Raw genomic sequence first — 25,236 nt, 5'->3', positions numbered from 1 at the left:
GGAGCCTGACCGCCCATGACCGACCCCGTCCTCAACATTCCCCCGCGCGACAAGGCCGAGATCCTGGCCCAGGCGCTGCCGTACATCCGCAAGTTCCACGGCAAGACCATCGTCATCAAGTACGGCGGCAACGCCATGACCGACCCGGCCCTGCAGGCCGACTTTGCCGAAGACGTGGTGCTGCTCAAGCTGGTCGGCATGAACCCGGTGGTGGTGCACGGTGGCGGCCCGCAGATCGAGGCGGCGCTGAACAAGCTGGGCAAGAAGGGCAGCTTCATCCAGGGCATGCGCGTGACCGACGCGGAGACCATGGAAGTCGTCGAATGGGTGCTGGCCGGCGAGGTGCAGCAGGACATCGTGGGCCTGATCAACCAGGCCGGCGGCAAGGCCGTGGGCCTGACCGGGCGCGACGGCGGCCTGATCCGCGCGCAAAAGCTCAAGCTGGCCGACCGCACCGACCCCAACCTGCACCACGACGTGGGCCAGGTCGGCGACATCGTTTCCATCGACCCCAGCGTGGTCAAGGCGCTGCAGGACGACGCCTTCATCCCCGTGGTCAGCCCGATCGGCTTCGGCGAGGACAACGAGAGCTACAACATCAACGCCGACGTCGTGGCGGGCAAGCTGGCCACCGTGCTGAAGGCCGAGAAGCTCATGCTTTTGACCAACACGCCCGGCGTGCTCGACAAGAACGGCAACCTGCTCACCAACCTGAGCGCGCGCGAAATCGACGACCTGTTCGCCGACGGCACCATCTCGGGCGGCATGCTGCCCAAGATCGAAGGCGCGCTCGATGCCGCCAAGAGCGGCGTCAACGCGGTGCACATCATCGACGGCCGGGTGCCGCACGCGATGCTGCTCGAGATCCTGACAGACCAGGCTTACGGCACGATGATCCGCGCGCGCTGAGCCGGAAGGCGCGTGCTTACTGCGCTGTGCGAGAATCAATTGATTACATCTTTGCACGCGCTCCCATGCAGAACGAAGAGACAGCGGCCTCCGGCGTAGACACCCAGGCGGAAACGCCCAGCACTCCGACGCGCAAGCGTCCGAAGCCGGGTGAGCGGCGCGTGCAGATCCTGCAGGCGCTGGCCGCCATGCTGGAGCAACCCGGCGCCGAACGGGTCACCACCGCCGCGCTGGCCGCGCGGCTCGAAGTGAGCGAAGCGGCGCTTTACCGCCACTTCGCCAGCAAGGCCCAGATGTTCGAGGGCCTGATCGATTTCATCGAGCAGAGCGTCTTCACGCTGGTCAACCAGATCATGGAGCGCGAGGGCGCCACCGGCGCCCAGCAGGCCGCAAAGATCCTCACCTTGCTGGTCCAGTTCGCCGAGCGCAACCCGGGCATGACGCGCGTCATGGTCGGCGATGCGCTGGTGTATGAAAACGAACGTCTTCAGCAGCGCATGAACCAGTTCTTCGACAAGATCGAAGCCACGCTGCGCCAGGTGCTGCGCGGGGCCGCCGCGGCCGATGGCTCGGCCACTCCCTCCGTTGATGCGCAGGTGCGCGCCGCGGCGCTCACGGCCTTCGTGGTGGGGCAACTGCAACGCTTTGCGCGCTCGGGTTTTCGCCGGGCGCCGTCTGAACACCTGGAAGCCACGATCGCATTGATCGTTTGATTCGTCCCTATCGGGACGATAGGTCAATCTGATGCAGCAACGCTGCATTCATTGACAGAATGCATGGGCACCGACAACTCCCACGAGGAAATGCCCATGACCGACACCCGCAAGCTCACCACCGAAAGCGGCGCGCCCGTTGAAAACAACCAGCAGTCGCAGACTGCCGGCGTCAACGGTCCCGTGCTGATGCAGGATCACAACCTCATCGAGAAACTCGCGCGCTTCGACCGCGAGCGCATTCCTGAACGCGTGGTGCACGCCCGCGGATCGGGCGCATTCGGTACCTTCGAAGTCACGGCCGACGTGTCGAAATGGACCAAGGCCAGGTTTCTCGGCCAGGTCGGCAAGAAGACCGAAGTGCTGGCCCGCTTCTCGACCGTGGCGCTCGAACTCGGCTCGGCCGACACCGTGCGCGACCCACGCGGCTTTGCGCTCAAGTTCTATACCGAAGACGGCAACTACGACCTGGTCGGCAACAACACGCCGATCTTCTTCATTCGCGATCCGCTGAAGTTTCCGGACTTCATCCATTCGCAGAAGCGCGACCCGTACAGCCACGTGCAGGAGCCCAACAACGCCTGGGACTTCTTCTCGCACTCGCCCGAAGCCACGCACCAGTTCACCTGGCTGTTCGGCGACCGCGGCATCCCTAAGAGCTACCGCCACATGGACGGCTTCGGCTCGCACACCTTCCAGTGGGTGAACGCCAAGGGCGAGGCCTTCTGGGTCAAGTACCACTTCAAGACCAACCAGGGCATCGAGACCTTCGTGGCCGAAGAGGCACAACGCGTGGGCGGCGAGAACCCGAACCACCACCACCTCGACCTGCTGCACTCCATCGAGCGCGGCGAGTTCCCGACGTGGAAGGTGCAGGTGCAGATCATGCCGGTGGCCGAAGCGCAGACCTACCGCTTCAACCCCTTCGACCTGACCAAGGTGTGGTCGCACAAGGACTATCCGAAGATCGACATCGGCATCCTCACGCTCAACCGCAACCCCGACAACTACTTCGCGGAAATCGAGCAGGCCGCGTTCAACCCGGCCAACTTCGTGCCCGGCATCGGCCCCTCGCCCGACAAGATGCTGCAGGGCCGCCTGTTCAGCTATGGCGACACGCAGCGCTATCGCCTGGGCATCAACCACACCCAGTTGCCGGTGAACCGCCCGCACGCGACCACGGCGCAAAACTATGGCCGTGACGGCGCGATGCGCGGCGACAACAACGGTGGCCGCGGCCCGAACTACGAGCCCAACAGCTTCAGCGATGCGCCGAAGCAGACCAACGAGCCGGTGTACGCACCGCTGGAAATCCACGGCTGGACAGGAAGCCACCAGTGGCAGAAGCACCCCGAGGACACGGACTTCGTGCAGGCCGGCGATCTGTACCGCCTGATGGATGAAGCAGCCAAGCAGCGGCTCGTGAGCAACATCGCCGGTGGGCTTGGCGCGGTGACGCGGCAAGACATCATCGATCGCGCGGTGAGCTACTTCCGCCAGGCCGATGCCGACTACGGCGCGCGGCTCGACAAGGCCATCAAGGCCGTGCAAGCCAGGATCAAGGGCGACGAGACGAGCGTGCAGGTCGGCAAGCCCGCGCACGACAGCAGCAAGAGCTGATTCGCGCCGGCGGCAGACAGGGTACCCACGTGCCCGGGGGCGACCTCGACTTGATCCAACGCCGCGCGTAGGATCGATTTCCCCCTTGCCGCCCGGTCGCGGCGACAAGTCCTTGTTCGTGTGGCTTCTTGAACGGAGGTCCGTATGAGCTACCACCTGGAAGGTCGCCTGCTCGAGGTATGCAACTGCAACGTTCTTTGTCCCTGCTGGATCGGCGAGGACCCTGACAACGGCACCTGCGACACCATCGTCGCGTGGCGCATCGACAAAGGGACGATCGACGACATCGACGTCAGCGGCAACACCATCGCGGCCGTGGCGCATGTGCCCGGAAACATTCTCGAAGGCAACTGGACGGCGGCGATCTTCATTGACGACCAGGCCTCCGAGGCGCAGAAAGAGGCGCTGCTCAAGGTTTACACCGGGCAGGCCGGCGGACCCATCGCCGACCTGGCGCAGCTCATCGGCAAGGTCGTGTCGGTCGAGAGGGCGCCGATCCGCTTCACCGTGAACGACGGCAAGGGCGAACTGGAGATCGGCAAGGACTACTACGCCGAACTCGCGCCCTACCGCGGCGCGACCGGCGGGCTGACCGTCCTTTCCGACACCGTGTTCTCGACGGTTCCGGGCGCCCCGGTGTTCGTTGGCAAGGCGCCGACCTATCGATCGAAGAATGCCGCGCTCGGCATCGACCTCGACATCAAGAACCACAACGCCCTGCAGAGCACGTTCGTCTTCGACGCATGACCCCGGCAGCCGGCTTGCCGCCGCGCAAGGCCTCCCGTCATCGGCAAGTGTTCCTGCCGGTTCTGGCGGCGCTGGTCGCACTCGCATGGACGGTGTTGTGGGCCTGGACGCGCAGTCCTCATGGGCGCTATCTCGAACACGGCGACTGGACCGCCTCGGGACCGGCCGCGGCCCTGTGCCAGGCCGTTCCCGCCGGCGGCGTGGTCGTGCCCATGGTGCTCTACGCCATGGGGTGGATCCTCATGACCGCAGCCATGATGCTGCCGACCACGCTGCCGCTGTTCAATGCCTTCGACCGGTTGACCGTCGGCCGTCCGGACCACGGGCGCCTGCTGATGCTGCTGGGGCTGGGCTACATGGCGGTCTGGGGCGCATTCGGGCTGCTGGCGCATGTGCTTCACAGCGGGGTGCTGGCCCTGCTCGCCATCTCGCCGACGCTGGCCTGGCATGGCTGGGTGATCGGCGCCGCGACCTTCGCGCTGGCCGGCGCCTTCCAGTTCAGCCGTCTCAAGTACCGGTGCCTTGAGAAGTGCCGCACGCCGTTGAGCTTCGTCATCGAGCACTGGCGGGGGCGGGCGCAAGCCCGTCACGCGTTCGCGCTGGGCGCGCACCACGGCCTGTTCTGCGTCGGCTGCTGCTGGGCGCTGATGCTGCTGATGTTCGCGCTCGGCACCGGCAGCCTCGGCTGGATGCTTCTGCTTGCTGCCGTCATGGCGATAGAAAAGAACGTTCCCTGGGGCCGCGGTCTCAGCGCACCGCTCGGGTTCGCGCTGCTGGGCTGGGCCGCTTTCGTGGTGGCAACGCATGTCTGAAGAAGCGCACGATGGCCGGTCCACCCTGCAGGCCGTCGCCCTTACCGCGGCGGCCATGCTCGCGTTCGCGGCCAATTCGCTGCTGTGCCGGCTCGCGCTTCAGCATGGCGGCATCGATCCGGCCAGCTTCGGCTGCATCCGGCTGGTCTCCGGCGCCATCATGCTGGCCCTCGTCGTGCGGTTCAGGGTGCAGCCGCCGCCATCGGCGGGCCGGACCGATTGGCTTCCCGCGGTCATGCTGTTCGCCTATGTTGCATTCTTTTCGTTTGCCTACCTCAGCCTGTCCGCCGGCACGGGCGCGCTGATCCTGTTCGGCGCCGTCCAGCTCACGATGCTTGGCGCGGGCCTGGGTTCCGGCGAGCGCTTCGGTCCTATCGCGTGGCTCGGCTTCGTCCTGGCGGCAGGGGGACTGGTCTATCTTGTGTCGCCGGGCATCGCCGCGCCGCCGCTCCTTGGCGCCGTACTGATGGCCATTGCCGGCGTGGCGTGGGGCGTGTACTCGTTGCGCGGCCGGGGCGTGGCCGACCCGCTGGCCGCCACGGGCCGCAACTTCATGCGGGCGGTGCCGCTGGCCATGGCGCTGAGCCTTGTTTTCCTGGCCCGCGCCGACGTGGACGCTGCCGGTGCAGCGCTTGCCGTGGCCTCAGGGGCCTTGACCTCGGGCCTCGGCTATGTCGTCTGGTATGCGGCACTGGCCCGCCTCTCGGCCATGCAGGCTGCGACCGTGCAGCTGTCGGTACCGCTCCTGGCGGCGTTCGGCGGCGTGCTGCTCTTGTCGGAGGCGATCACGCCGCGGCTGGCCGCCGCCTCGGTGGCAATCCTGGGCGGCATTGCGCTCGTGCTGAGCCAGAAGTCGCGCAACGCGCGCCGCTAGGCGCGAAGGCTTTTATGCGGCGGCCGCGACGGCCACGCCCACCTTGGCCCCGGCCGCGACGATCTCCCCCCACGTCGCATCGTCCACCCAGATGCCGTCGCGTCGGCGTGCCGCGCGCGCCTTGCGTTCGGGTTCGCCGGCAATCTGCACCTCGTCGAACCCTTGTCCCTTCGGGCTCTGGCGCAGCCAGTCGATGAAGGCGTGCGCCTCCTCGTCGAAGCTCGCCTGCGTGCCCAGCTTCGCCGGATCGATCAGCACCGTCAGCATGCCGTTGAGGATCGTGCGCGAAGTGTCGGCCTGGCGGTGCCACGTGCCGCCACCGGTGAGCGCGCCGCCGAGCAACTCGCACACCACCGCCATGCCGTAGCCCTTGTGCTCGCCGAAGGTCATGAGCGCGCCGAACAGGCCATTGCCTTGCGGCACCACCACCACGCCCGGGTTGTTGGTCGGTGCGCCGTTCTCGTCGATCAGGTAGCCGTCGGGCACCTGCTCGCCCTTGTTGTGGGCCACGCGCATCTTGCCCTGTGCCACGCGGCTGGTCGCGTAGTCGAGCACGAAGGGCTCGGCGCCTGCCAGCGGGATGCCGATGCAGCACGGGTTGGTGCCGAAGCGCCCGTCGCCGCCACCCCAGGGCGCGACCACCGGGCGCGACAGCACGTTGACGAAGTGCATCGACACCAGGCCCTGCGCGGTCGCCATTTCGGCGAACTGCCCGATGCGGCCCAGGTGGTGCGCATTCGCCAGCGTGAAGATGCAGCTGCCGTGCTGCTTCGCGCGCGCAATGCCGAGCTCCATCGCCTGCGCGCCGACGATCTGCCCGTAGCCGTGCTGGCCGTCCAGGCCCATCATCGTGCCGATGTCGAGGTTGACCTTCACGGCCGCGTTCGGCGCCAGGCCGCCCTCGGCCACTGCGTCGACATAGCGCGGCAGCATGCCCACGCCGTGCGAGTCATGGCCGCTCAGGTTGGCCAGCACCAGGTTGGCGGCCACCTGTTGCGCTTCGGCGGGCTGGCTGCCCGCGGCTTCGAGGACGCGGGCGACGGTGGCTTGCAGGCTGTCGGCGGGCAATGTACGAGGCATGGTGGTCAGGCTCCTTTGGCGTTTAGTGTGATGGCATAGAGCGACGTCGTCGCGCAGATGAAAAGCCGGTTGCGCTTGGGCCCGCCGAAGCAGACGTTGGCCACGCGCTCGGGCAGCAAGATCTTGCCGAGCAGCGTGCCGTCCGGGTGATAGGCGTGCACGCCGTCCAGCGCGCTGGTCCAGATGCGGCCTTCGGTGTCCAGGCGGAAACCATCGAACAAGCCGTTGGTGCATTCGGCAAACACTTCGCCGCCGCTCAGGCCGCGGCCGTCGCTTGCGACCTTGAATCGGCGGATGTGCCGCGGCCCGTCGGCCGCATGGCTCGCGCCCGTGTCGGCGATGTACAGCAGCGATTCGTCGGGCGAGAACGCCAGCCCGTTGGGCTTGACGAAGTCGTCGGCCATGCGCGCGACCTCGCCGCTGGCCGGGTCGATGCGGTACACGTGGCAGGCACCGATCTCGCTGTCGGCGCGCAGGCCTTCGTAGTCCGACAGGATGCCGTAGCTCGGGTCGGTGAACCACACGCCACCGTCCGAATGCACCACCACGTCGTTGGGCGAGTTCAGGCGCTTGCCTTGCCAGTGCGAGGCCAGCACGGTGATCGAGCCGTCGTGCTCGGTGCGCGTCACGCGGCGCGTGAGGTGCTCGCAGCTCACGAGGCGGCCTTCGCGGTCGACCGTGTGGCCATTCGTGTTGTTGGCCGGTTCGCGGAACACCGAGACCGTGCCGTTGCGTTCATCGAGCCGCAGCATGCGGTTGTTCGGAATGTCCGACCACACCAGCGTGCGGTGCGCGCCGAACCATGCCGGGCCCTCGCACCAGCGCGCGCCGGTCCACAGGCGCTCGACGCGCTCGGGGCCCGGAATGCAGGTGTTGAAGCGCGCATCCAGCCGTTCGAAGCCGGTGCCGTCGAGAAAACCGAAGGGGAGGGTGGCCATGCTGTTCCTTGCCGATGGGTTCACATCACTTCAGGTCAGGTCACGTCACATCACCGCGCCGACCTGCCACGGCACGAACTCGTTCTGGCCGTAGCCGTGCTGCTCGCTCTTCGAGTGCGCACCCGACGCCGTGGCGAGCACCATCTCGAAGATGCGCTGGCCCATCTCCTGGATGGAGGCCGTGCCGTCGACGATCTCGCCGCAGTTGATGTCCATGTCTTCTTCCTGCCGCTGCCACAGCGCCGAGTTGGTCGCGAGCTTGAGCGAGGGCGAGGGCGCGCAGCCATAGGCCGAGCCGCGCCCCGTGGTGAAGCAGATGATGTTGGCGCCGCCGGCCACCTGGCCCGTGGCGCTGACAGGGTCGTAGCCCGGCGTGTCCATGTAGACGAAGCCGTGCGCTGTCACGGGCTCGGCGTATTCGTACACCGCTTCGAGGTTGCTGGTGCCGCCCTTGGCGACCGCGCCCAGCGATTTTTCGAGGATGGTGGTGAGCCCGCCCGCCTTGTTGCCCGGCGAGGGGTTGTTGTTCATCTCGCCCTGGTTGATCTCGGTGTAGTGCTCCCACCACTTGATGCGGTCCACCAGCTTCTGGCCGACTTCGCGCTTCACCGCGCGGCGCGTCAACAAATGCTCGGCGCCGTACACCTCGGGCGTTTCGCTCAGGATGGCGGTGCCGCCATGCGCCACCAGCAGGTCGACCGCCGCGCCCAGCGCCGGGTTGGCGCTGATGCCCGAGTAGCCGTCGGAGCCGCCGCACTGCAGCCCGATGGTGATGTGCGCCGCGCTGCAAGGCTCGCGCTTCACCGCGTTGGCGCGCGGCAGCATTTCATTGATGAGCGCCACGCCCTTCTCGACTGTCTTGCGCGTGCCGCCCGTGTCCTGGATGTTGAAGGTGCGGAAGTTCTCGCCCTCGGCCAGATGGCCCGTCGCGAGCCAGGCGTTGATCTGGTTGGCCTCGCAGCCGAGCCCGACCACCAGCACGCCCGCGAAGTTAGGGTGCGTGGCGTAGCCCGTGAGCGTGCGCTCGAGAATCTGCATGCCCATGCCCTGCGTGTCCATGCCGCAGCCGGTGCCGTGCGTGAGCGCGATCACCCCGTCGACGTTCGGAAACGCCGCCAGCGCCTGCGGGTTGGTCTTGCGCGAGAAGTGGTCGGCAATGGCGCGCGCGGCCGTGGCCGAGCAGTTCACGCTGGTCAGCACGCCGATGTAGTTGCGCGTGGCCACGCGGCCATCGGCGCGCTTGATGCCCATGAAGGTGGCCTCGCGCTTCGCGGGCGCGGGCTTCACGTCGGCGCCGAAGGCGTAGTCGCGTTCGAAGTCCCCCTTGTCCGGGCCCATGTTCAGGTTCTGCGTGTGCACGTGCTCGCCGGCGGCGATGGGCTTGCTCGCGAAACCGATGATCTGGTTGTAGCGGCGCACCGGCTCGCCCTGCGCAATGGCACGCATCGCGATCTTGTGGCCCGGCGGAATCAGGCCGCGCACGGCCACGTTTTCGACGGTGGTGCCGCCGAGCAGCTGGGCGCGCGCAATGACGACGTCATCGGCGGGGTGGAGTCTGATGTAGGGAGTCATGGTGTGGGAATGTGCTGGCCGTATGGCTGGCGTTGTTCTTGAAGAAAAAGGGCTGGCGCGCGTTTTCAGGAGGCCTTGGCACGGCGCCAGCTTGCGCTGAATCTCTGGTGGAACTTGTCCATGTGCTGGTGCATGGCCTCGCGCGCCGCCGCGGGGTCGCGTGCCGCGATGGCCGCGAGGATGGCTTCGTGCTCGCCGATGGCGGCCTGCCACGAGTCCATGGTCTCGAAGTAATCGATCATTCGCGCGAAGATCGGCCCCTGCCGCGACTCCCAGAAGCCCTGCACGGTTTCGGTCAGCACCACGTTGCCGCAGGCGTTGACGATGGCCAGGTGAAAGGCGCGGTCGCCCTCGTGCGGCACTTCGTTGCGCGCCGCCATGTCCCGCATCATCTGGATCGCGCGGCGCATGGCGTCGACGTCCTTGCGCTTGCCATGCTGCGCGGCGGTGGCGGCGGTTTCGCCTTCGACCATGCGGCGCGCCCGGATGATTTCAAGCGGGCCCCATTCGGCCCCGGTGTTGCTTGCCGGCGTGCTGGTGCGGTGCGAACGGTCGAGCACGTACACGCCCGAGCCGGTGCGGATTTCGACCCAGCCTTCCACCTCCAGTGCAATCAGCGCCTCGCGCACCGACGGCCGGCTCACGCCCAGTTGCTTGGCCAGGTCGCGTTCGGCGGGAATGCGCGCGCCCACGCCGAATTCGCCCTTGCCGATGAGGCCCCGGAGCTGGTCGGCAATCTGGCGGTAAAGGCGCTGGGGTTCTACGGTCTGGAGCGGCACGAGGTCGAAGGAGTTAAGGGTTGTCCTGAATTGGACAAGTGGTAAGGCCAATTCAGAATACGATACACCGTTCGCGCCACCCATCGGGCCAAACCCCAATCGCGGCCAGCCGAACGGCTCACCCCTGTACCCCCACGCCCCAGGAGACACCATGAGATTGAAGGGAAAAACCGCGCTGGTCACGGCCGCCGGTCAGGGCATCGGCCACGCCAGCGTGCTGGCGCTCGCCGCCGAAGGCGCGCGCGTCTGGGCCACCGACGTCAACGAGAAGCTGCTCGAACGCTATGCGGGCGTGGCCAACGTCACGGCGCTGAAGCTCGACGTGCTCGACAAGGCCGCCATCGGGGCGCTGGTGGCGCAACTGCCCACGCTGGACGTGCTCTTCAACTGCGCGGGCGTGGTGCACAACGGCACCATCGAGCAGGCCAGCGACGACGACCTGGCGTTCGCCTTCAATCTCAACGTGCGCGCCCAGATGTGGACCATCCAGGCCGTGCTGCCCGGCATGCTGGCCGCGGGGCGCGGCAGCATCATCAACATGGCGAGCGTGTGCTCGAGCATGAAGGGGCTGCCCAATCGCTTCGTCTACGGCACCACCAAGGCGGCGGTGCTGGGCCTCACCAAGAGCGTGGCCGCCGACTACGTGACCAGGGGCATCCGCTGCAATGCCGTGTGCCCCGGCACCGTCGACACGCCTTCGCTGGGCGACCGCATCAACGCCAACGCCGACCCGGACGAAGCCCGCAAGGCCTTCATCGCGCGCCAGCCCATGGGCCGGCTCGCGCAGGCCGAAGAAATCGCACCGGTCGTGGTGTTCCTGGCCAGCGACGAATCGGTCTTTGCCACCGGCCAGTTCTTCACCGTCGATGGTGGCCTGACGATATGAACCAGCTCGACTTCGCGGGCCGCCACGCCGTCGTTACCGGCGGCGCCACCGGCCTGGGCTTCGGCATCGCGCAGCGGTTGGTGGCCTCGGGCGGCAGCGTCACGCTGTGGGACCGCGACGAAGCCGCCGCCAACCAGGCCGCCCATTCGCTCGGCGACACGGCCTTTGCGCTGAAGGTCGACGTGTCGCAGCAGCCCTCGGTCGCCAAGGCCGTGGCGGCCACGCTGGCGCAGGTGCCGCGCATCGATGCACTGGTCAACAGCGCCGGCATCACCGGGCCCAACGCCAGGCTGTGGGACTACCCCGTGGACGACTGGCGCCAGGTGATGGACATCAACATCAACGGCGTGTTCTTGTGCTGCCGCGAAGTGGTGGCGCAGATGCGCAAGCAGGGCAGTGGTGGCGGTGGTGGCAGTGGCTACGGCCGCATCGTCAACATCGCCTCCGTGGCCGGCAAGGACGGCAACCCCAACGCCAGTGCCTACAGCGCCAGCAAGGCGGCCGTCATCGGCCTGACCAAGTCGCTCGGCAAGGAACTGGCCGACACCGGCATCCGCGTGAACTGCGTGACGCCCGCGGCGGTGAAGACGGCCATCTTCGACCAGATGACGCCCGAGCACATCGCCTTCATGCTCTCGAAGATCCCGATGGGCCGCTTCGGCACGGTGGAAGAGGTGGCCGCCATGGTCGGCTGGCTCTGCACCGAAGACTGTTCTTTTTCCACCGGCGCGGTCTTCGACCTGTCCGGTGGCCGCTCCACGTATTAGCCCATTCAATGCACTGAAAGGAAAGCATGAAACTCGTCCGCTACGGCAACCCCGGCAAGGAAAAACCTGGCCTCATCGATGACAACGGCCAGCTGCGCGACCTGAGCGCGGTCGTCAAGGACATCGGTCCCGACCAGCTCGGCGACGCCGCCATTGCCAAGCTGCGCAAGACCAAGATCGACAAGCTGCCGCTGGTCAAGGGCAAGCCGCGTTTCGGCAGCCCCGTGGCCAACGTCGGCAAGTTCATCGCCATCGGCCTGAACTACGCCGACCACGCCGCCGAATCCGGCCTGCCGGTGCCCAAGGAACCCGTGGTGTTCACCAAGGCCAACAGCTGCATCCAGGGTCCGAACGATCCGGTGATGCTGCCCAAGGGCTCGGTCAAGACCGACTGGGAAGTCGAGCTTGGCGTGGTCATCGGCACGCGCGCACGCTACGTGTCGCAAAAGAGCGCGCTCGACTACGTGGCCGGCTACTGCACCATCAACGACATCAGCGAGCGCGAATACCAGATCGAGCGCGGCGGCACATGGGACAAGGGCAAGGGTTGCGACACCTTCGGCCCGCTCGGCCCCTGGCTGGTGACGCGCGACGAAGTGCCCAACCCGCAGAAGCTTGCGATGTGGCTCGACCTGAACGGCCAGCGCGTGCAGACCGGCAGCACCAAGACCATGATCTTCAGCGTGGCCAAGATCGTCAGCTACGTGAGCCAGTTCATGACGCTGATGCCCGGCGACGTCATCACCACCGGCACGCCTCCCGGCGTCGGCATGGGCATGAAGCCGCCGCTGTTCCTGAAGAAGGGCGACATCATGACGCTGGGCATCGAAGGCCTGGGCGAGCAGCGCCAGGAAGTGATTCCCTTCAAGCTCTGACCCTCTGGGGCAGGTAGACCCTGGCGACGGGCGTGCAACGCGCCCGCGCCCGGTGTCTGCGATCATCCGGCGGATGAAGGCGTCCCCGGACCATCGCAGCCTGGTGTTCACAACCCCCTGGGAGGGGGTTCACGGCACCCTGATCGACAGTGCCCGCCACTACGGCCGGCACTGGCACGCGACCTACGGGCTCGGGCTGCTGGAGCACGGTGCGCAAAGCTCGGCCAGCGGCCGCGGCAAGGTCGACGCCTATGCGGGCGACCTGATCACCACCAACCCCGGCGAAGTGCATGACGGGCGTCCGCTCGGCGGACCGTCGCGCCGCTGGCGCATGGTGTACCTCGACCCAGGCGTCATCGCCGGCATGAAGGGCGATGCGCAAAGTGGCACCGACGTGGAGCTCACCCGGCCCGTGATCCGCGATGCGCGGCTCGGCGGCACGCTGCGCCGCCTCTTTCTTCGTCTCGACGACTGGCATGCGGCACCCGCGTCGAACAGGGTCGAATCGCTGGCCTGCGAAGAATCGCTGGTCGAGGTCTGCGGCCTGCTCCTCGACGGCCATGCCAACGCCTTGCCAGCCAGCGAGGCGGCCGGCGATGTGCGGCGCGTGCGCGAACGGCTGGCAGACGACCTGCTCGCGCCACCCACGCTGTCCGACATGGCCGCGATGACCGGCCTGAGCAAATACCAGCTGCTGCGCCGTTTCGAGAAAGCCTACGGCGTGCCGCCCCATGCATGGCTCGTGCTGCAGCGCGCCGAGCGCGCACGCAAGCTGATTCGCCAGGGCGCGAGCCTTGCGCATGCCGCCACCGACAGCGGCTTTGCCGACCAGAGCCACATGACGCGCATCTTCGCGCGCCAGTTCGGCTTCACGCCCGGTGCGTGGCAGCGGGCGCAGCGCTCGCAATGAACAGACCCGGCATTCAGCCCAGCACGCGCACCAGTTCGTCGTACACCAGCCGCACGCGCGCCGGCACCGGCGCGCGTTGCGCCCGATAGACGTAGATCGGCCATGGCTCCGCCGCATCGGCTTCGAGCACCGGCACCAGCGCACCCGATGGCAGCCACGGCTCCACCAGCGGCGCGATGAGCTGGCCGAAGCCCAGCCCCGCGAGCACGGCCGCGCACTCGGCGTCGTAGTCGTCCGTCACGAAGGCGGGCGAGGGCACCGCCACCTGCCGCGACCGGCTGAAGAACCACGGCCACGGCCGCCGCGACTTGCGGTTGATCAGCGAGGTGAGCGGCATCGCCGCCAGTGCCTCGAGGTTCTTCGGCACGCCGGTGCGCGCAATGAGCGCCGGCGCGCCCACCACGTGCAGCGCCATCTTGCCCACCGGCCGCGCCACGAAGCGCGAGTCGCGCAGCGGGCCCACGCGCACGCCAATGTCGATCTGCTGGCCGACCACGTCGGTGTGCTCCTCCGCCACGCGCAGGTCCAGCACCAGGCCGGGGTGCGCGGCCAGCATCGGCGCCAGCGCCTGCGGAATGAAGCGCCGTCCGAAGATGCCCGGGGCCGTGACCCGCACCGTGCCCGCGTGCTGCGAGAGCGCGCGCCGGTCGGTGCGGTGAAAGAGCGCGTCGACACCGCCCACCGCCATGCGCGCGCGGTCCGCCAGCTGGCGGCCGAAGTCGGTGAGCTGCACGCCCCGCGTGCTGCGGTGGAACAGCGGCTCGCCCAGCTCTTCTTCGAGCTCGCGCACTGCGCGCGTCACCACCTGGGGCGACACCGACAGCTTGACGGCCGCATCGCGGAAATTGGCGGCGTCGGCGGCGGTGCAGAACACGCGCAGGGCTTCGAGGCGGTTGGACAAGGCGGCACCTTTTCAAGAGGAAGAGTGTTCCTGAATGGCGAATTCTGAAGTCGCGGGAGTTTCATTTACGGGAACGCCTGGATTTTCCACACTGCATGCACTTCTTCAACACATGCAAAGGAATTTCCCATGACATCCGTTCAAGACAACATCAAGGGCAAGGTCGCCATCGTCACTGGCGCGAGCAGCGGGCTCGGCGAATCGACCGCGCGCCACCTCGCCGCGCGCGGTGCCAAGGTGGTGCTCGCGGCCCGTCGCACCGACCGGCTCGACAAGGTCGTCGCCGAGATCCGCGAAGCCGGTGGCGAGGCCATTGCCGTGGCCACTGACGTGGCCAGGCGCGCCGACCTTGAAAAGCTCGCCGCGGCCACCGTCGAGGCTTTCGGCCGTATCGACGTGCTGGTCAACAACGCGGGCGTGATGCCGCTGTCGCCCATCGAGAAGCTCCGCGTCGACGAGTGGGACCACACCATCGACGTCAACATCAAGGGCGTGCTCTACGGCATTGCCGCCGTGCTGCCGCGCATGCAGGCACAGGGCAGCGGGCACATCGTCAACGTGGCGTCCATTGCCGGGCTGAAGGTGTTCACGCCCATCGGCACCGTCTACAGCGCGACCAAGCACGCGGTGCGCGCCATCTCCGAAGGGCTGCGCGTCGAAGTGGGCAACAGCGGCGTGCGCGTGACCATCGTGTCGCCCGGCGCGGTCGAGTCGGAGCTGAAGTTCGGCAGCAGCGACGCCGAGAGCGCGGCCGGCGTGAAGGCCTTCTACGACGCCAACCAGATTCCCGCCGACTCGGTGGCGCGCGCGGTGGTCTACGCCGTCGAGCAGCCGGCCAACGTGGACATCAACGAAGTGGTGCTGCGGCCGGTGTCGCAGGAGTTCTGATCGGCGATTCCCGGATGCGGGGAGGCCCTATGGCGGCCCTCCCGCGCATCAATTAACCTTCCATAACTGAAGGTTTTTTGCGGCTGAAAGTGAAAAGCCCCTGCAAAATAGAACGACCGTTCGTTTTTGTTTGGAAATTCCACGATGCCAGCCACAGCCGTTCCCGCCAAGCCAGCCCGGGCTGCCCAGAAGGGCCAGCAAACCAAGGCCGTGATCGTCGACGCCGCGCTGGCGTTGGCCGCGCAGATCGGGCTCGAGGGCCTCTCGATCGGCGCGGTGGCCGAGATCACCAAGATGAGCAAGTCGGGCGTCTTTGCCCACTTCGGCTCGCGCGAGGAACTGCAGATCTCGGTGGTGCGCGAGTATCACGCGCGCTTCGAGCAAGAGGTTTTCTTTCCCGCCCTCAAGGCGCCACGCGGCCTGCCGCGGTTGCGCGCCATGTTCGCCAACTGGATGAAGCGCACCTCGACCGAAATCGATTCGGGCTGCATCTACATCAGCGGCGCCTCCGAATTCGACGACCGTCCGGGCCCGGTGCGTGACGCGCTGGTCGAGTCGGTCAGCATCTGGCAGGCGGCCGTGCTGCGCGCCATCGTGCAGTCGCAGACCGAAGGCCACCTGCGCGCCGACGCCGACGAGCGGCAGGTCGCGTTCGAAATCCACGGCCTGATCCTCGCGCTGCACTACGAAGCGCGCTTCTTGCAGGTGCCCGGCTCCATCGGCCGCGCCAACACCGGCTTCGACAACATTCTTGCACGCAGCGCCACGCCCAACGCCCCGAAGGCCGAGGCCGCCGCCGCGCCCGCCGCCCGCCGCCTCAAGCCCGTGCGCTGAGCACGCGGGCCGCTCCCCGTTTTCGTTTTCCTTCTTTCTTTTTTCCCTTTTATCTAGCTTCGACCAGGAGAGTCCCGGATGCCTACCTACAACCCCCCCGTGCGTGACATGCAGTTCGTGCTGCACGAAGTGCTCAACGTCACCGAAGAACTCAAGGCACTCCCGGCCCACGCCGAAACCGATGCCGACACCATCAACGCGGTGATCGAAGAGGCCGGCAAGTTCGCCGCCGAAGTGACCTTTCCGCTGAACATCAGCGGCGACGAAGAAGGCTGCACGCTCGACAAGGCCACGCACGAAGTCAAGACGCCCAAGGGCTTCAAGGAAGCCTACGGCAAGTACGTCGAAGGCGGCTGGCCCGCGCTCTCGTGCGACCCGGCCTTCGGCGGCCAGGGCCTGCCTTTCGTGGTCAACCAGTGCCTGTTCGAAATGCTCAACAGCGCCAACCAGGCCTGGACCATGTACCCCGGCCTCTCGCACGGCGCCTACGAAGCGCTCAAGGCCCACGGCACCGAAGAACAGAAGAAGACCTACCTGCCCAAGCTCACCAGCGGCGAGTGGACCGGCACCATGTGCCTGACCGAGCCGCATTGCGGCACCGACCTGGGCCTGCTGCGCACCAAGGCCGAACCGCAGGCCGACGGCACCTACCGCATCACCGGCAGCAAGATCTTCATCTCGGCCGGCGAACACGACATGACGGACAACATCATTCACCTGGTGCTGGCCCGCCTGCCGGACGCGCCCAAGGGCAGCAAGGGCATCAGCCTGTTCGTGGTGCCGAAGTTCAAGGTCAAGGCCGACGGCTCGCTCGGCGAGCGCAACCCGATCTTCTGCGCCGGCCTGGAGCACAAGATGGGCATCCACGGCAACGCCACCGCGCAGATCGTGATCGAAGGCGCCACCGGCACGCTGGTGGGCGAGCCCAACAAGGGCCTGGCCGCGATGTTCGTGATGATGAACGCCGCACGCCTGGGCGTGGGCAACCAGTCGCTGGGCCTGACCGAAGTGGCCTACCAGAACGCACTGGCCTACGCCAAGGACCGCATCCAGATGCGTTCGCTCTCCGGCGTGAAGGCCAAGGACAAGGAAGCCGACCCGATCATCGTGCACCCCGACGTGCGCAAGATGCTGCTCACCGCCAAGGCCTATGCCGAAGGCGGCCGCGCGCTGCAGATCTTCTGCACGCTGCTGCTCGACAAGGAGCACAACCATCCCGACGAGAAAGTGCGCAAGGACAGCGGCGAGTTGGTCGCGCTGCTCACGCCCATCGTCAAGGCCTTCATTACCGACAACGGCCACATCGCGACCAACTCGTGCATGCAGGTGTTCGGCGGCCATGGCTTCATCAAGGAATGGGGCATGGAGCAGTTCGTGCGCGACAACCGCATCAACATGATCTATGAAGGCACCAACACCATCCAGTCGCTGGACCTGCTGGGCCGCAAGGTGCTGGGCAACAACGGCGCCTCGCTCAAGAAGTTCGGCAAGCTCGTGGGCAAGCTGGTGGAAGAAGAAGGCGTGAACGAGAAGATGGCCGAGTTCATCAACCCGATCGCGATGCTGGGCGACCAGCTCACCAAGTTCACCACCGAGATCGGCTTCAAGGGCTTCCAGAACCCCGACGAAGTGGGCGCCGCCGCGGTGGACTACCTGCGCGTGGCCGGCCACTTCGTGTTCGGCTACCTGTTCGCCCGCATGGCGCAGGTGGCGCTGCGCGAGATCGCGGCTGGCAACGCCGACCCGTTCTACGTGGCCAAGCTGCAGACCGCGCGCTTCTACTTCGCCAAGCTGTTCCCCGAGACCGCGACGCTGATGCGCACCGCGCGCGCCGGCAGCAAGGTGCTGATGGACACCGACGCAGCGCTGGCCTGAGGCCACTTACTCACTGTCTTTCTTCTTCATCGTTCACACCGGGAGCCGCTCATGAAATCGACGCTTGCAGCCATCGTCCTTGCAGCCACCGCCGTCATTGCCGTCCCGGCCATGGCCCAGAGCACCCCCGTGGGGCTCTGGCGCAATGCCGACGACAAGACCGGCGAGGTCAAGGCCGAGATCCGCATCGCCGAGACCAACGGCGCGCTCAGTGGCCGCATCGAGAAGTCGCTGAAGAAAGACGCCAAGCCCGACGCGACCTGCGACGAGTGCGGCGACGACCGCAAGGGCAAGCCCATCACGGGCCTGGAGATCATCCGCGGTGGCAAGAAGGCCGAGGGCAAGGACGTCTGGGAAGGCGGCAAGATCCTCGACCCCGAGAACGGCAAGGAATACCGCGCGAGCTTCACGCCCATCGACGGTGGCAAGAAGCTCGAAGTGCGCGGCTACCTCGGCCCCTTCTGGCGCACCCAAACCTGGACCCGCGCGCAGTAAACAAACCTGCCGAGCGTTTTCAACCGAAGAAATACCAAGCAACATGTCCCGATTTCAAGTGAAGAAGGTCGCCGTGCTCGGCGCCGGCGTGATGGGCGCGCAGATTGCCGCTCATCTCGTCAACGTGCGCGTGCCCGTCGTGCTGTTCGACCTGGCCGCCAAGGAAGGCCCGAAGAACGGCATCGTCACGCGCGCCATCGACAACCTCAAGAAGCTCAAGCCCGCGCCCCTGGGCGACCTGGTCGATGCAGGCCTGATCGAGCAGGCCAACTACGACGACGACCTTGCCAAGCTCGGCGAGTGCGACCTCATCATCGAGGCCATTGCCGAGCGCATGGACTGGAAGCTCGATCTGTACAAGAAGATCGCGCCCCACGTCGCCAAGCATTCGATCCTGGCGTCGAACACGTCCGGCCTGTCGATCACCAAGCTCAGCGAAGCACTGCCTGAAGCACTGAAGCCGCGTTTCTGCGGCATTCACTTCTTCAACCCGCCGCGCTACATGTTCCTGGTGGAACTGATCAACACGCCCACCACGCAACCGCAGGTGCTCGACGACCTCGAAGCCTTCGTCACCAGCACGCTCGGCAAGGGCGTGGTGCGCGCGCACGACACGCCCAACTTCATTGCCAACCGCGTCGGCATCGCCGGCATGCTGGCCACGCTGAAGGAAGTCGAGAAGTTCGGCTTGACGCCCGACGTGGTGGACGACCTCACCGGCAAGAAGCTGGGCCGCGCCAGCTCGGGCACCTTCCGCACCGCCGACGTGGTGGGCCTGGACACCATGGCCCACGTCGTGAAGACGCTGCAGGACAACCTGAACGCCGAGAGCGATCCGTTCTACGCCAACTTCGCGACGCCGCCGGTGCTTGCCAAGCTGCTGGAGCTGGGCAACCTGGGCCAGAAGACCAAGGCAGGTTTCTTCAAGAAGGTCGGCCGCGACATCCTGCGCTTCGACCTGAAGAGCGGCGAGTACGTGCCCGCCGGCGCCAAGGCCGACGAGGTGTATGGCCGCATGCTGAAGAAGCCCGCGGGCGAGCGCCTGAAGCTGCTGCGCGAGAGCGAAGGACCGCAGGGCCAGTTCCTCTGGGCCATCCTGCGCGACGGCTTCCATTACGCCGCCGTGCACCTGGCCGACATCGCCGAAAGCGCACGCGACATCGACTTCGCGATGCGCTGGGGCTTCGGCATGAAGCAGGGCCCGTTCGAGCTGTGGCAGGAAGCCGGCTGGGCGCAAGTGGCCAAGTGGGTGCAGGAAGACATCGACGCAGGCAAGGCGCTGAGCAGCGCACCGCTGCCCAAGTGGGTGTTCGAAGGCCCGGTGGCGCAAGCCGGTGGCGTGCACACGCCCGAAGGCTCGTGGAGCGCGTCGCAGAACAAGTTCGTGCCGCAGCGCAAGCTGCCGGTGCATGACCGCCAGTTGTTCCCCGAGAGCGTGCTCGGCGCGAACGCGGCCGATGCCAACAAGGCCGGCACCACGATCAGCGACGAAGGCGACGTGCGCGTGTGGACGCTGGACGGTGAAGTGCTCATCGCCAGCATCCATTCGAAGATGCACGCCATCAGCCCCGATGTGGCCGAAGCGCTGGGCGCCGCCGTCGACCTGGCCGAAGCCGAATACAAGGGCCTGGTGATCTGGTCGCCCGACGAGATGTTCTCGGTCGGCGCCGACCTGCAGGCCATGCTGCCGGCCTTCGTGGTTGCTGGCATCGGCGCGGTCGAAGGCGCGGAAGAAGAGCTGCAGAACGTGATGCTCAAGATCCGCTACGCCAGCGTGCCGGTCGTGTCGGCCGTGCGCGGCCTGGCACTGGGCGGCGGTTGCGAGCTGGCCGTGTATTCGGCCAAGCGCGTGGCGGCGATGGAAAGCTACATCGGCCTGGTCGAAGTGGGTGTGGGCCTGATTCCCGGCGCGGGCGGCCTGACCTACATCGCACGCCGCGCGGCGGAGAACGCCTCGGCTTCCACGGGCACCGACCTGCTGCCTTTCCTGACCGAAGGCTTCACCGCCGCGGCCATGGCCAAGGTCGGCACCGGCGCGCTCGATTCGAAGAAGCTGGGCTACCTGCTCGACAGCGACGTGATCGTGCCGAACAAGGACGAGCTGCTGTACGTGGCGCTGCAGCAGGCGAAGGCCATGGCCGACGCCGGCTACCGCGCCCCGCTGCGCCGCACCTTCCGCGTGGCCGGCCGCAGCGGCGCCGCGACGATCAAGGGCCAGCTGGTGAACATGCGCGACGGCGGTTTCATCAGCGCGCACGACTTCCACATTGCCAGCCTGATCGCGAACGTGGTGACGGGTGGCGACGTGGACGCGGGTTCGCTCGTGACCGAGGAATACCTGATGACGCTGGAACGCAAGGCGTTCTGCTCGCTCATCGTGCATCCGAAGACGCAGGAGCGGATCATGGGGATGCTGAGCACGGGGAAGCCGGTGCGCAACTGACCTGGCAAGGACCATGAGCGAAGACATCGACACGTCCGGTCCCCTCTCCCGCTCGCGGGAGAGGGCTAGGGTGAGGGCACGCAGCCTTCGAGAAACCCCGACGGACGCCGAGTCCCTGCTCTGGTATCACTTGCGGGATCGCCGCATGGCCGACCACAAGTTCCGTCGTCAGCGTCCGATCGGTCCTTACTTCGCAGACTTCGCCTGCCTTGAAGCGAAGCTGATCGTCGAACTGGACGGCGGCCAACATCTGGAGGCCGCTGCCTACGACGAGAACCGGACCCGTTTCATGCAAGCCCAAGGCTATCGCGTGCTCCGGTTCTGGAACAACGAAGTGCTGACGCAGACGGATGTCGTTCGCGAACGGATCCTGCAAGCGCTGCAGGAAGACAACCCTCACCCCAACCCTCTCCCGCAAGCGGGAGAGGGGGCAAGACAAGATACAAGGACTGAAAAGCCATGAAACAGATTCAAGACGCCTACATCGTCTCCGCCACCCGTACGCCCATCGGCAAATCCCACCGCGGCTACTTCCGCAACTACCGTCCCGACGACCTGCTCGCGACCACGCTGAAGGCCGCACTCGCGGCAGTCCCGGGCCTTGACCCCAAGGCCATCGAAGACATCATCTGCGGTTGCGCGATTCCCGAATCGCAGCAGGGCCTGAACGTCGCGCGCATCGGCGCGGTGCTGGCGGGCCTGCCGACCAGCATCGGCGGCATCACCGTCAACCGCTTCTGCGCATCGGGCCTGTCGGCCGTGCAGATGGCCGCCGACCGCATCCGCGTCGGCGAGGCCGACGTGATGATCGCGGCCGGTGTCGAAAGCATGAGCATGGTGCCGATGATGGGCAACTCGCCGTCGCTGTCGCCTTCCATCTTCGAGCGTGAAGGCGATGTCGGCATTGCCTACGGCATGGGCCTCACGGCCGAGAAGGTCGCGCAGCAGTGGAAGGTGAGCCGCGAGGCGCAGGACGAGTTCGCGCTCGCCTCGCACCAGAAGGCACTGGCTGCGCAGAAGGCCGGCAAGTTCGCCGACGAGATCACGCCCATCGAAGTGACCGACCGCACGCCGAACCTGGAGACCGGCGAGTCGATCGCGAAGACGCGCACCGTCAACCTCGACGAAGGCGCGCGACCCGACACCAGCCTCGAAGGCCTGGCCAAGCTGCGCACCGTGTTCGCCGCGCGCGGCACCGTGACGGCCGGCAACAGCTCGCAGACCTCCGACGGCGCGGGCGCGCTGATCCTGGCGAGCGAGAAGGCGGTCAAGCAATACGGCCTCACGCCGCTCGCGCGCTTCGTGAGCTTCGCCAGCAAGGGCGTGCCGCCGCACATCATGGGCATCGGCCCCATCGAGGCCATTCCCGCCGCGCTGCGCTATGCCGGCCTGAAGCACGAAGACATCGACTGGTTCGAGCTCAACGAAGCTTTTGCCGCGCAGTCGCTGGCGGTCATCAACACGCTGGGGCTCGACCCGTCGAAGGTCAACCCGATGGGCGGCGCGATCGCATTGGGCCATCCGCTCGGCGCAACGGGCGCGATCCGCGCAGCCACCGTGGTGCATGCGCTGCGCCGCGAGAAGCTGAAGTACGGCATGGTCACGATGTGCGTGGGCATGGGGCAAGGCGCCGCAGGCATCTTCGAACGGGTCTGACCGATCGGCAGCGCGCAAGGCACCGCAACGAGTGTCGGCACAACGAAGGAGACAACTTCATGCAGACGCAGCAGCAACTCCCCGTCGATGGCGGCACGCAGCATGTGGCGGTGCGCTGCTACGAGCCCGCCGGTGCGCCGCGCGCCAGCATCGTCATCGGCGGTGCGATGGGCGTGCGCCAGTCGTTCTACGAGCCCTTCGCGCAATGGCTCGCAGAGCAGCAGGGCCTGCGCGTCTGGACCTTCGACTACCGGGGCTCGGGCGACTCGCGCGGCAATGCGCCGTTGCGCGGCTTCAAGGCCGACCTGTTCGACTGGGCGCGCGACTACGAAGCAGTCGTCGACGCCGCCAAGGCCGCGCTGCCCGACGCACCGCTGTACCTGCTGGGCCACAGCCTCGGCGCGCAGCTGCCGGGTTTTCTGCAACGCCCGGAGCAGGTCGCGGGCCTCGTGAGCATCGCGGCCGGCAGTGGCTACTGGCGCGAGAACGCGCCGAAGCTCAAGCGCAGCATCCTGTACTTCTGGTTCGTGCTGGTGCCGCTGGTCACGCGGCTGTTCGGCTACTTCCCTGGCCGCAAGCTGAAGAAGGTCGGCGACCTGCCGCGCGGCGTGATCCTGCAATGGCGGCGCTGGTGCCTGAACCCGCGCTACAGCGTGGGCGCCGAAGGCGAGCTGGCGTCGCAAAGCTACGGCCGCGTGCGCTTTCCGGTGCTCGCACTGTCGATCACCGACGACGAGCTCATGACGCTCGCCGGCACCGAGAGCCTGCTGAGTTTCTATGCGGGCGCACCGAGCGCGGTCGAGCGCATCGCGCCGGCCGACGTGCAGGCGCGTCGCATCGGCCACTTCGGTTTCTTTCGCGAGCAGTTCAGCCAGAGCCTGTGGCCGAGCACGGTCGACAAGCTGCACCGGCTGGCCGCGCTTACCGCGGTGCAACACGCCAACGTCCCGCACACGACTGCGTGACGCCGCCCACCGGAGGCACACTGCCGATCACCATGAGCAGCACGCAACACCCACACCCCTTCGACAAGGCCCTGGCACTGCACCACAGCGACATCCGCGTGGGGCACTTCACGGGCATGACCAGCCCCGATTACTGGAACATGGTCGGGCCCTTCGGCGGCACCACCGCGGCGATTGCGCTGCAGTCGGTGCTGCAGCATCCCGACCTGCTCGGCACGCCGATCGCGCTGACCGTCAACTACGCGGCCGCGCTCGAAGCCGGCGCCTTCGACGTGCAGGCCACGGCCGTTCGCACCAACCGCTCGACACAGCACTGGACGGTGCAGATCACGCAGGCCGGCGCCAGCGGCGCGCCGAACATGACAACCACCGCCACGGTGGTAACGGCCGCGCGCCGCGACACCTGGGGCCAGAGCGACATGCCGATGCCCGCCGATGTGCCGAAGCCCGAGACGGTCGATCGCATGACCATCGGCCCATCGGGCGTGGCCTGGATCAACCAGTACGAGATGCGTCCGTTCGGCGGCGCCATTCCCTCGAAGTGGGACGGCAGCCTGCACCACAGCGAAACCCGCATCTGGCTGCGCGATGCCCAGGCGCGGCCACTCGACTTCGCGTCACTGGCCGCGATGAGCGACATGTTCTATCCGCGCGTCTGGCTGCGCCGCGCCAAGCACGTGCCGGCCGGCACGGTGTCGATCACCACTTATTTCCATGCCGGGCCCGAGCAGTTGGCCGAGGTCGGCACGGGCTTCCTGCTGGGCCGCGCGGCGGGGCAGCAGTTCTTCAACGGTTTCTTCGACCAGACGGCGCATCTGTGGAGCGAGGCGGGCGTGCTGCTCGCCACGTCGAACCAGATCGTCTACTACAAAGAATAAGGAACAGCATCATGACGCCCACCAAAGCCGCACTCATCGTCGGCGCAGGCGATGCCACCGGCGGCGCGATTGCCCGCCGTTTCGCCCGCGAGGGCTATGCGGCCTGCGTCACGCGGCGCAGCCTCGACAAGCTGCAGCCGCTGGTCGCACAGATCGAGGCCGACGGTGGCCGCGCCCATGCCTTCGCCTGCGATGCGCGCAAGGAAGAGGAAGTGGTGGCGCTGGTCGAGCAGATCGAATCGACGATCGGGCCGATCGAGGTGATGGTGTTCAACATCGGCGCGAACGTGCCGGAGAGCATCCTGACGGAGAGCGCGCGCAAGTATTTCAAGGTGTGGGAGATGGCCTGCTTTTCGGGCTTCCTCAACGGACGCGAAGTGGCGAAGAGGATGGTGGCGCGCGAGATGCCGAAGGGTGGTCATCGCGGCACGATCATCTTCACGGGCGCGACGGCATCGTTGCGAGGCGCAGCGAACTTCGGCGCCTTCTCGGGCGCGAAGATGGCGTTGCGTGCATTGGCCCAGTCGATGGCGCGCGAACTGGGGCCGCAGGGCATTCACGTGGCCCATGTGGTGGTCGATGGCGCGATCGACACGGAGTTCATTCGCAGCAATTTCCCGGAGCGCTATGCGTTGAAGGAGAGCGACGGCATCCTGAACCCCGATCACATTGCCGACAGCTACTGGATGCTGCACTCGCAGCCGCGCGATGCATGGACGCACGAGCTTGACCTGCGTCCGTGGTCCGAGAAGTTCTGACATGACTTGTTCGGGGCTTGAGCCGGGGGGCTGCTGTTCGGGGCGACGCCCGCGCCGACGG

Annotated in this window: 25 protein-coding genes; 20 read left to right on the top strand and 5 right to left on the bottom strand. The window is 66.9% G+C overall.

Annotated elements, in window-relative coordinates:
- Positions 1-15: 15 nt before the first annotated feature.
- From argB to DBV14_RS26495, 6 genes are all read left to right on the top strand, one after another.
- Positions 16-909, top strand: coding sequence for an acetylglutamate kinase (gene argB / locus DBV14_RS26520; RefSeq protein WP_124463772.1), 894 nt, complete (start codon positions 16-18; stop codon positions 907-909).
- A 65-nt stretch (positions 910-974) separates the two neighbouring features.
- A complete protein-coding gene (gene slmA / locus DBV14_RS26515) occupies positions 975-1,622 on the top strand; it encodes a nucleoid occlusion factor SlmA (RefSeq protein WP_124463770.1) in 648 nt (215 codons plus the stop codon).
- 96 nt (positions 1,623-1,718) lie between these two features.
- Positions 1,719-3,242, top strand: a complete 1,524-nt coding sequence (locus DBV14_RS26510; RefSeq protein ID WP_124463768.1) for a catalase — start codon at positions 1,719-1,721, stop codon at positions 3,240-3,242.
- Positions 3,243-3,386: 144 nt separating this feature from the next.
- Positions 3,387-3,989, top strand: coding sequence for a DUF1326 domain-containing protein (locus DBV14_RS26505; protein ID WP_124463766.1), 603 nt, complete (start codon positions 3,387-3,389; stop codon positions 3,987-3,989).
- Positions 3,986-4,801: a DUF2182 domain-containing protein gene (locus DBV14_RS26500; protein ID WP_124463764.1), complete on the top strand. Its 816-nt coding sequence runs from the start codon at positions 3,986-3,988 to the stop codon at positions 4,799-4,801. The genes DBV14_RS26505 and DBV14_RS26500 overlap by 4 nt, the downstream gene beginning before the upstream one ends.
- Positions 4,794-5,675, top strand: a complete 882-nt coding sequence (locus DBV14_RS26495; protein WP_124463762.1) for a DMT family transporter — start codon at positions 4,794-4,796, stop codon at positions 5,673-5,675. Before DBV14_RS26500 ends, DBV14_RS26495 begins: the two co-directional genes overlap by 8 nt.
- A 12-nt stretch (positions 5,676-5,687) precedes the next feature.
- Here the strand turns inward: DBV14_RS26495 and DBV14_RS26490 are convergent, their stop codons facing one another.
- From DBV14_RS26490 to DBV14_RS26475, 4 genes are all read right to left on the bottom strand, one after another.
- The gene (locus tag DBV14_RS26490; protein WP_124463760.1) at positions 5,688-6,755 is read right to left on the bottom strand and encodes a malate/lactate/ureidoglycolate dehydrogenase; all 1,068 of its coding nucleotides are present in this window, start codon (positions 6,753-6,755) and stop codon (positions 5,688-5,690) included.
- A gap of 5 nt (positions 6,756-6,760) precedes the next feature.
- The gene (locus tag DBV14_RS26485; RefSeq protein WP_124463758.1) at positions 6,761-7,693 is read right to left on the bottom strand and encodes an SMP-30/gluconolactonase/LRE family protein; all 933 of its coding nucleotides are present in this window, start codon (positions 7,691-7,693) and stop codon (positions 6,761-6,763) included.
- A gap of 45 nt (positions 7,694-7,738) precedes the next feature.
- Positions 7,739-9,265, bottom strand: coding sequence for a UxaA family hydrolase (locus DBV14_RS26480; RefSeq protein WP_124463756.1), 1,527 nt, complete (start codon positions 9,263-9,265; stop codon positions 7,739-7,741).
- Between the two features lie 65 nt (positions 9,266-9,330).
- On the bottom strand, positions 9,331-10,044 hold the full coding sequence (locus tag DBV14_RS26475; RefSeq protein WP_124463754.1) for a FadR/GntR family transcriptional regulator: 714 nt from the start codon (positions 10,042-10,044) through the stop codon (positions 9,331-9,333).
- 151 nt (positions 10,045-10,195) lie between these two features.
- Between DBV14_RS26475 and DBV14_RS26470 the strand changes: the two genes are divergently transcribed.
- The 4 genes from DBV14_RS26470 (at position 10,196) to DBV14_RS26455 (ending at position 13,482) form a co-directional block, all read left to right on the top strand.
- Positions 10,196-10,930, top strand: a complete 735-nt coding sequence (locus DBV14_RS26470; protein WP_124463752.1) for an SDR family oxidoreductase — start codon at positions 10,196-10,198, stop codon at positions 10,928-10,930.
- Positions 10,927-11,697 (top strand): SDR family NAD(P)-dependent oxidoreductase, encoded by a 771-nt coding sequence (locus DBV14_RS26465; RefSeq protein WP_124463750.1) that lies wholly within the window; start codon positions 10,927-10,929, stop codon positions 11,695-11,697. Before DBV14_RS26470 ends, DBV14_RS26465 begins: the two co-directional genes overlap by 4 nt.
- Positions 11,698-11,723: 26 nt before the next feature.
- The gene (locus DBV14_RS26460) at positions 11,724-12,572 is read left to right on the top strand and encodes a fumarylacetoacetate hydrolase family protein (RefSeq protein ID WP_124463748.1); all 849 of its coding nucleotides are present in this window, start codon (positions 11,724-11,726) and stop codon (positions 12,570-12,572) included.
- A 103-nt stretch (positions 12,573-12,675) separates the two neighbouring features.
- Complete coding sequence (locus DBV14_RS26455) at positions 12,676-13,482, top strand: AraC family transcriptional regulator (protein WP_311732867.1); 807 nt, start codon at positions 12,676-12,678, stop codon at positions 13,480-13,482.
- Between the two features lie 13 nt (positions 13,483-13,495).
- On the opposite strand, the gene DBV14_RS26450 is transcribed toward DBV14_RS26455, so the two are convergent.
- A complete protein-coding gene (locus DBV14_RS26450; RefSeq protein WP_124463745.1) occupies positions 13,496-14,383 on the bottom strand; it encodes a LysR family transcriptional regulator in 888 nt (295 codons plus the stop codon).
- 129 nt (positions 14,384-14,512) lie between these two features.
- Here DBV14_RS26450 and DBV14_RS26445 point away from each other — a divergent pair, with 129 nt between their 5' ends.
- The 10 genes from DBV14_RS26445 to DBV14_RS26400 all read left to right on the top strand — a co-directional run bounded on the left by DBV14_RS26445 (position 14,513) and on the right by DBV14_RS26400 (position 25,175).
- Positions 14,513-15,271: an SDR family oxidoreductase gene (locus tag DBV14_RS26445; protein ID WP_124463743.1), complete on the top strand. Its 759-nt coding sequence runs from the start codon at positions 14,513-14,515 to the stop codon at positions 15,269-15,271.
- Between the two features lie 144 nt (positions 15,272-15,415).
- Complete coding sequence (locus DBV14_RS26440; RefSeq protein ID WP_124463741.1) at positions 15,416-16,105, top strand: TetR/AcrR family transcriptional regulator; 690 nt, start codon at positions 15,416-15,418, stop codon at positions 16,103-16,105.
- A 78-nt stretch (positions 16,106-16,183) separates the two neighbouring features.
- Positions 16,184-17,980: an acyl-CoA dehydrogenase C-terminal domain-containing protein gene (locus DBV14_RS26435; protein ID WP_124463739.1), complete on the top strand. Its 1,797-nt coding sequence runs from the start codon at positions 16,184-16,186 to the stop codon at positions 17,978-17,980.
- A gap of 51 nt (positions 17,981-18,031) precedes the next feature.
- Positions 18,032-18,475 carry a DUF2147 domain-containing protein gene (locus tag DBV14_RS26430; RefSeq protein WP_124463737.1) on the top strand — a complete coding sequence of 148 codons (444 nt, stop codon included), beginning with the start codon at positions 18,032-18,034 and terminating at the stop codon, positions 18,473-18,475.
- A 43-nt stretch (positions 18,476-18,518) separates the two neighbouring features.
- The gene (locus DBV14_RS26425) at positions 18,519-20,918 is read left to right on the top strand and encodes a 3-hydroxyacyl-CoA dehydrogenase/enoyl-CoA hydratase family protein (RefSeq protein WP_124463735.1); all 2,400 of its coding nucleotides are present in this window, start codon (positions 18,519-18,521) and stop codon (positions 20,916-20,918) included.
- Positions 20,919-20,931: 13 nt separating this feature from the next.
- The gene (locus tag DBV14_RS26420) at positions 20,932-21,381 is read left to right on the top strand and encodes an endonuclease domain-containing protein (protein WP_124463733.1); all 450 of its coding nucleotides are present in this window, start codon (positions 20,932-20,934) and stop codon (positions 21,379-21,381) included.
- On the top strand, positions 21,378-22,574 hold the full coding sequence (locus tag DBV14_RS26415; RefSeq protein WP_124463731.1) for an acetyl-CoA C-acyltransferase: 1,197 nt from the start codon (positions 21,378-21,380) through the stop codon (positions 22,572-22,574). Before DBV14_RS26420 ends, DBV14_RS26415 begins: the two co-directional genes overlap by 4 nt.
- 59 nt (positions 22,575-22,633) lie before the next feature.
- Positions 22,634-23,539, top strand: coding sequence for an alpha/beta fold hydrolase (locus DBV14_RS26410; protein WP_124463729.1), 906 nt, complete (start codon positions 22,634-22,636; stop codon positions 23,537-23,539).
- 32 nt (positions 23,540-23,571) lie between these two features.
- A complete protein-coding gene (locus DBV14_RS26405; protein WP_124463727.1) occupies positions 23,572-24,417 on the top strand; it encodes an acyl-CoA thioesterase II in 846 nt (281 codons plus the stop codon).
- Between the two features lie 11 nt (positions 24,418-24,428).
- Positions 24,429-25,175 (top strand): SDR family oxidoreductase, encoded by a 747-nt coding sequence (locus DBV14_RS26400; RefSeq protein WP_124463725.1) that lies wholly within the window; start codon positions 24,429-24,431, stop codon positions 25,173-25,175.
- The last annotated feature ends 61 nt before the right edge of the window (positions 25,176-25,236 follow it).

The sequence above is a fragment of the Variovorax sp. KBW07 genome (genome assembly GCF_003852515.1).
Classification (GTDB): Bacteria; Pseudomonadota; Gammaproteobacteria; order Burkholderiales; family Burkholderiaceae_C; genus Variovorax.
Note: the sequence above shows the minus strand (reverse complement) of the source record. Positions and strands in the feature narration are given on the sequence as shown.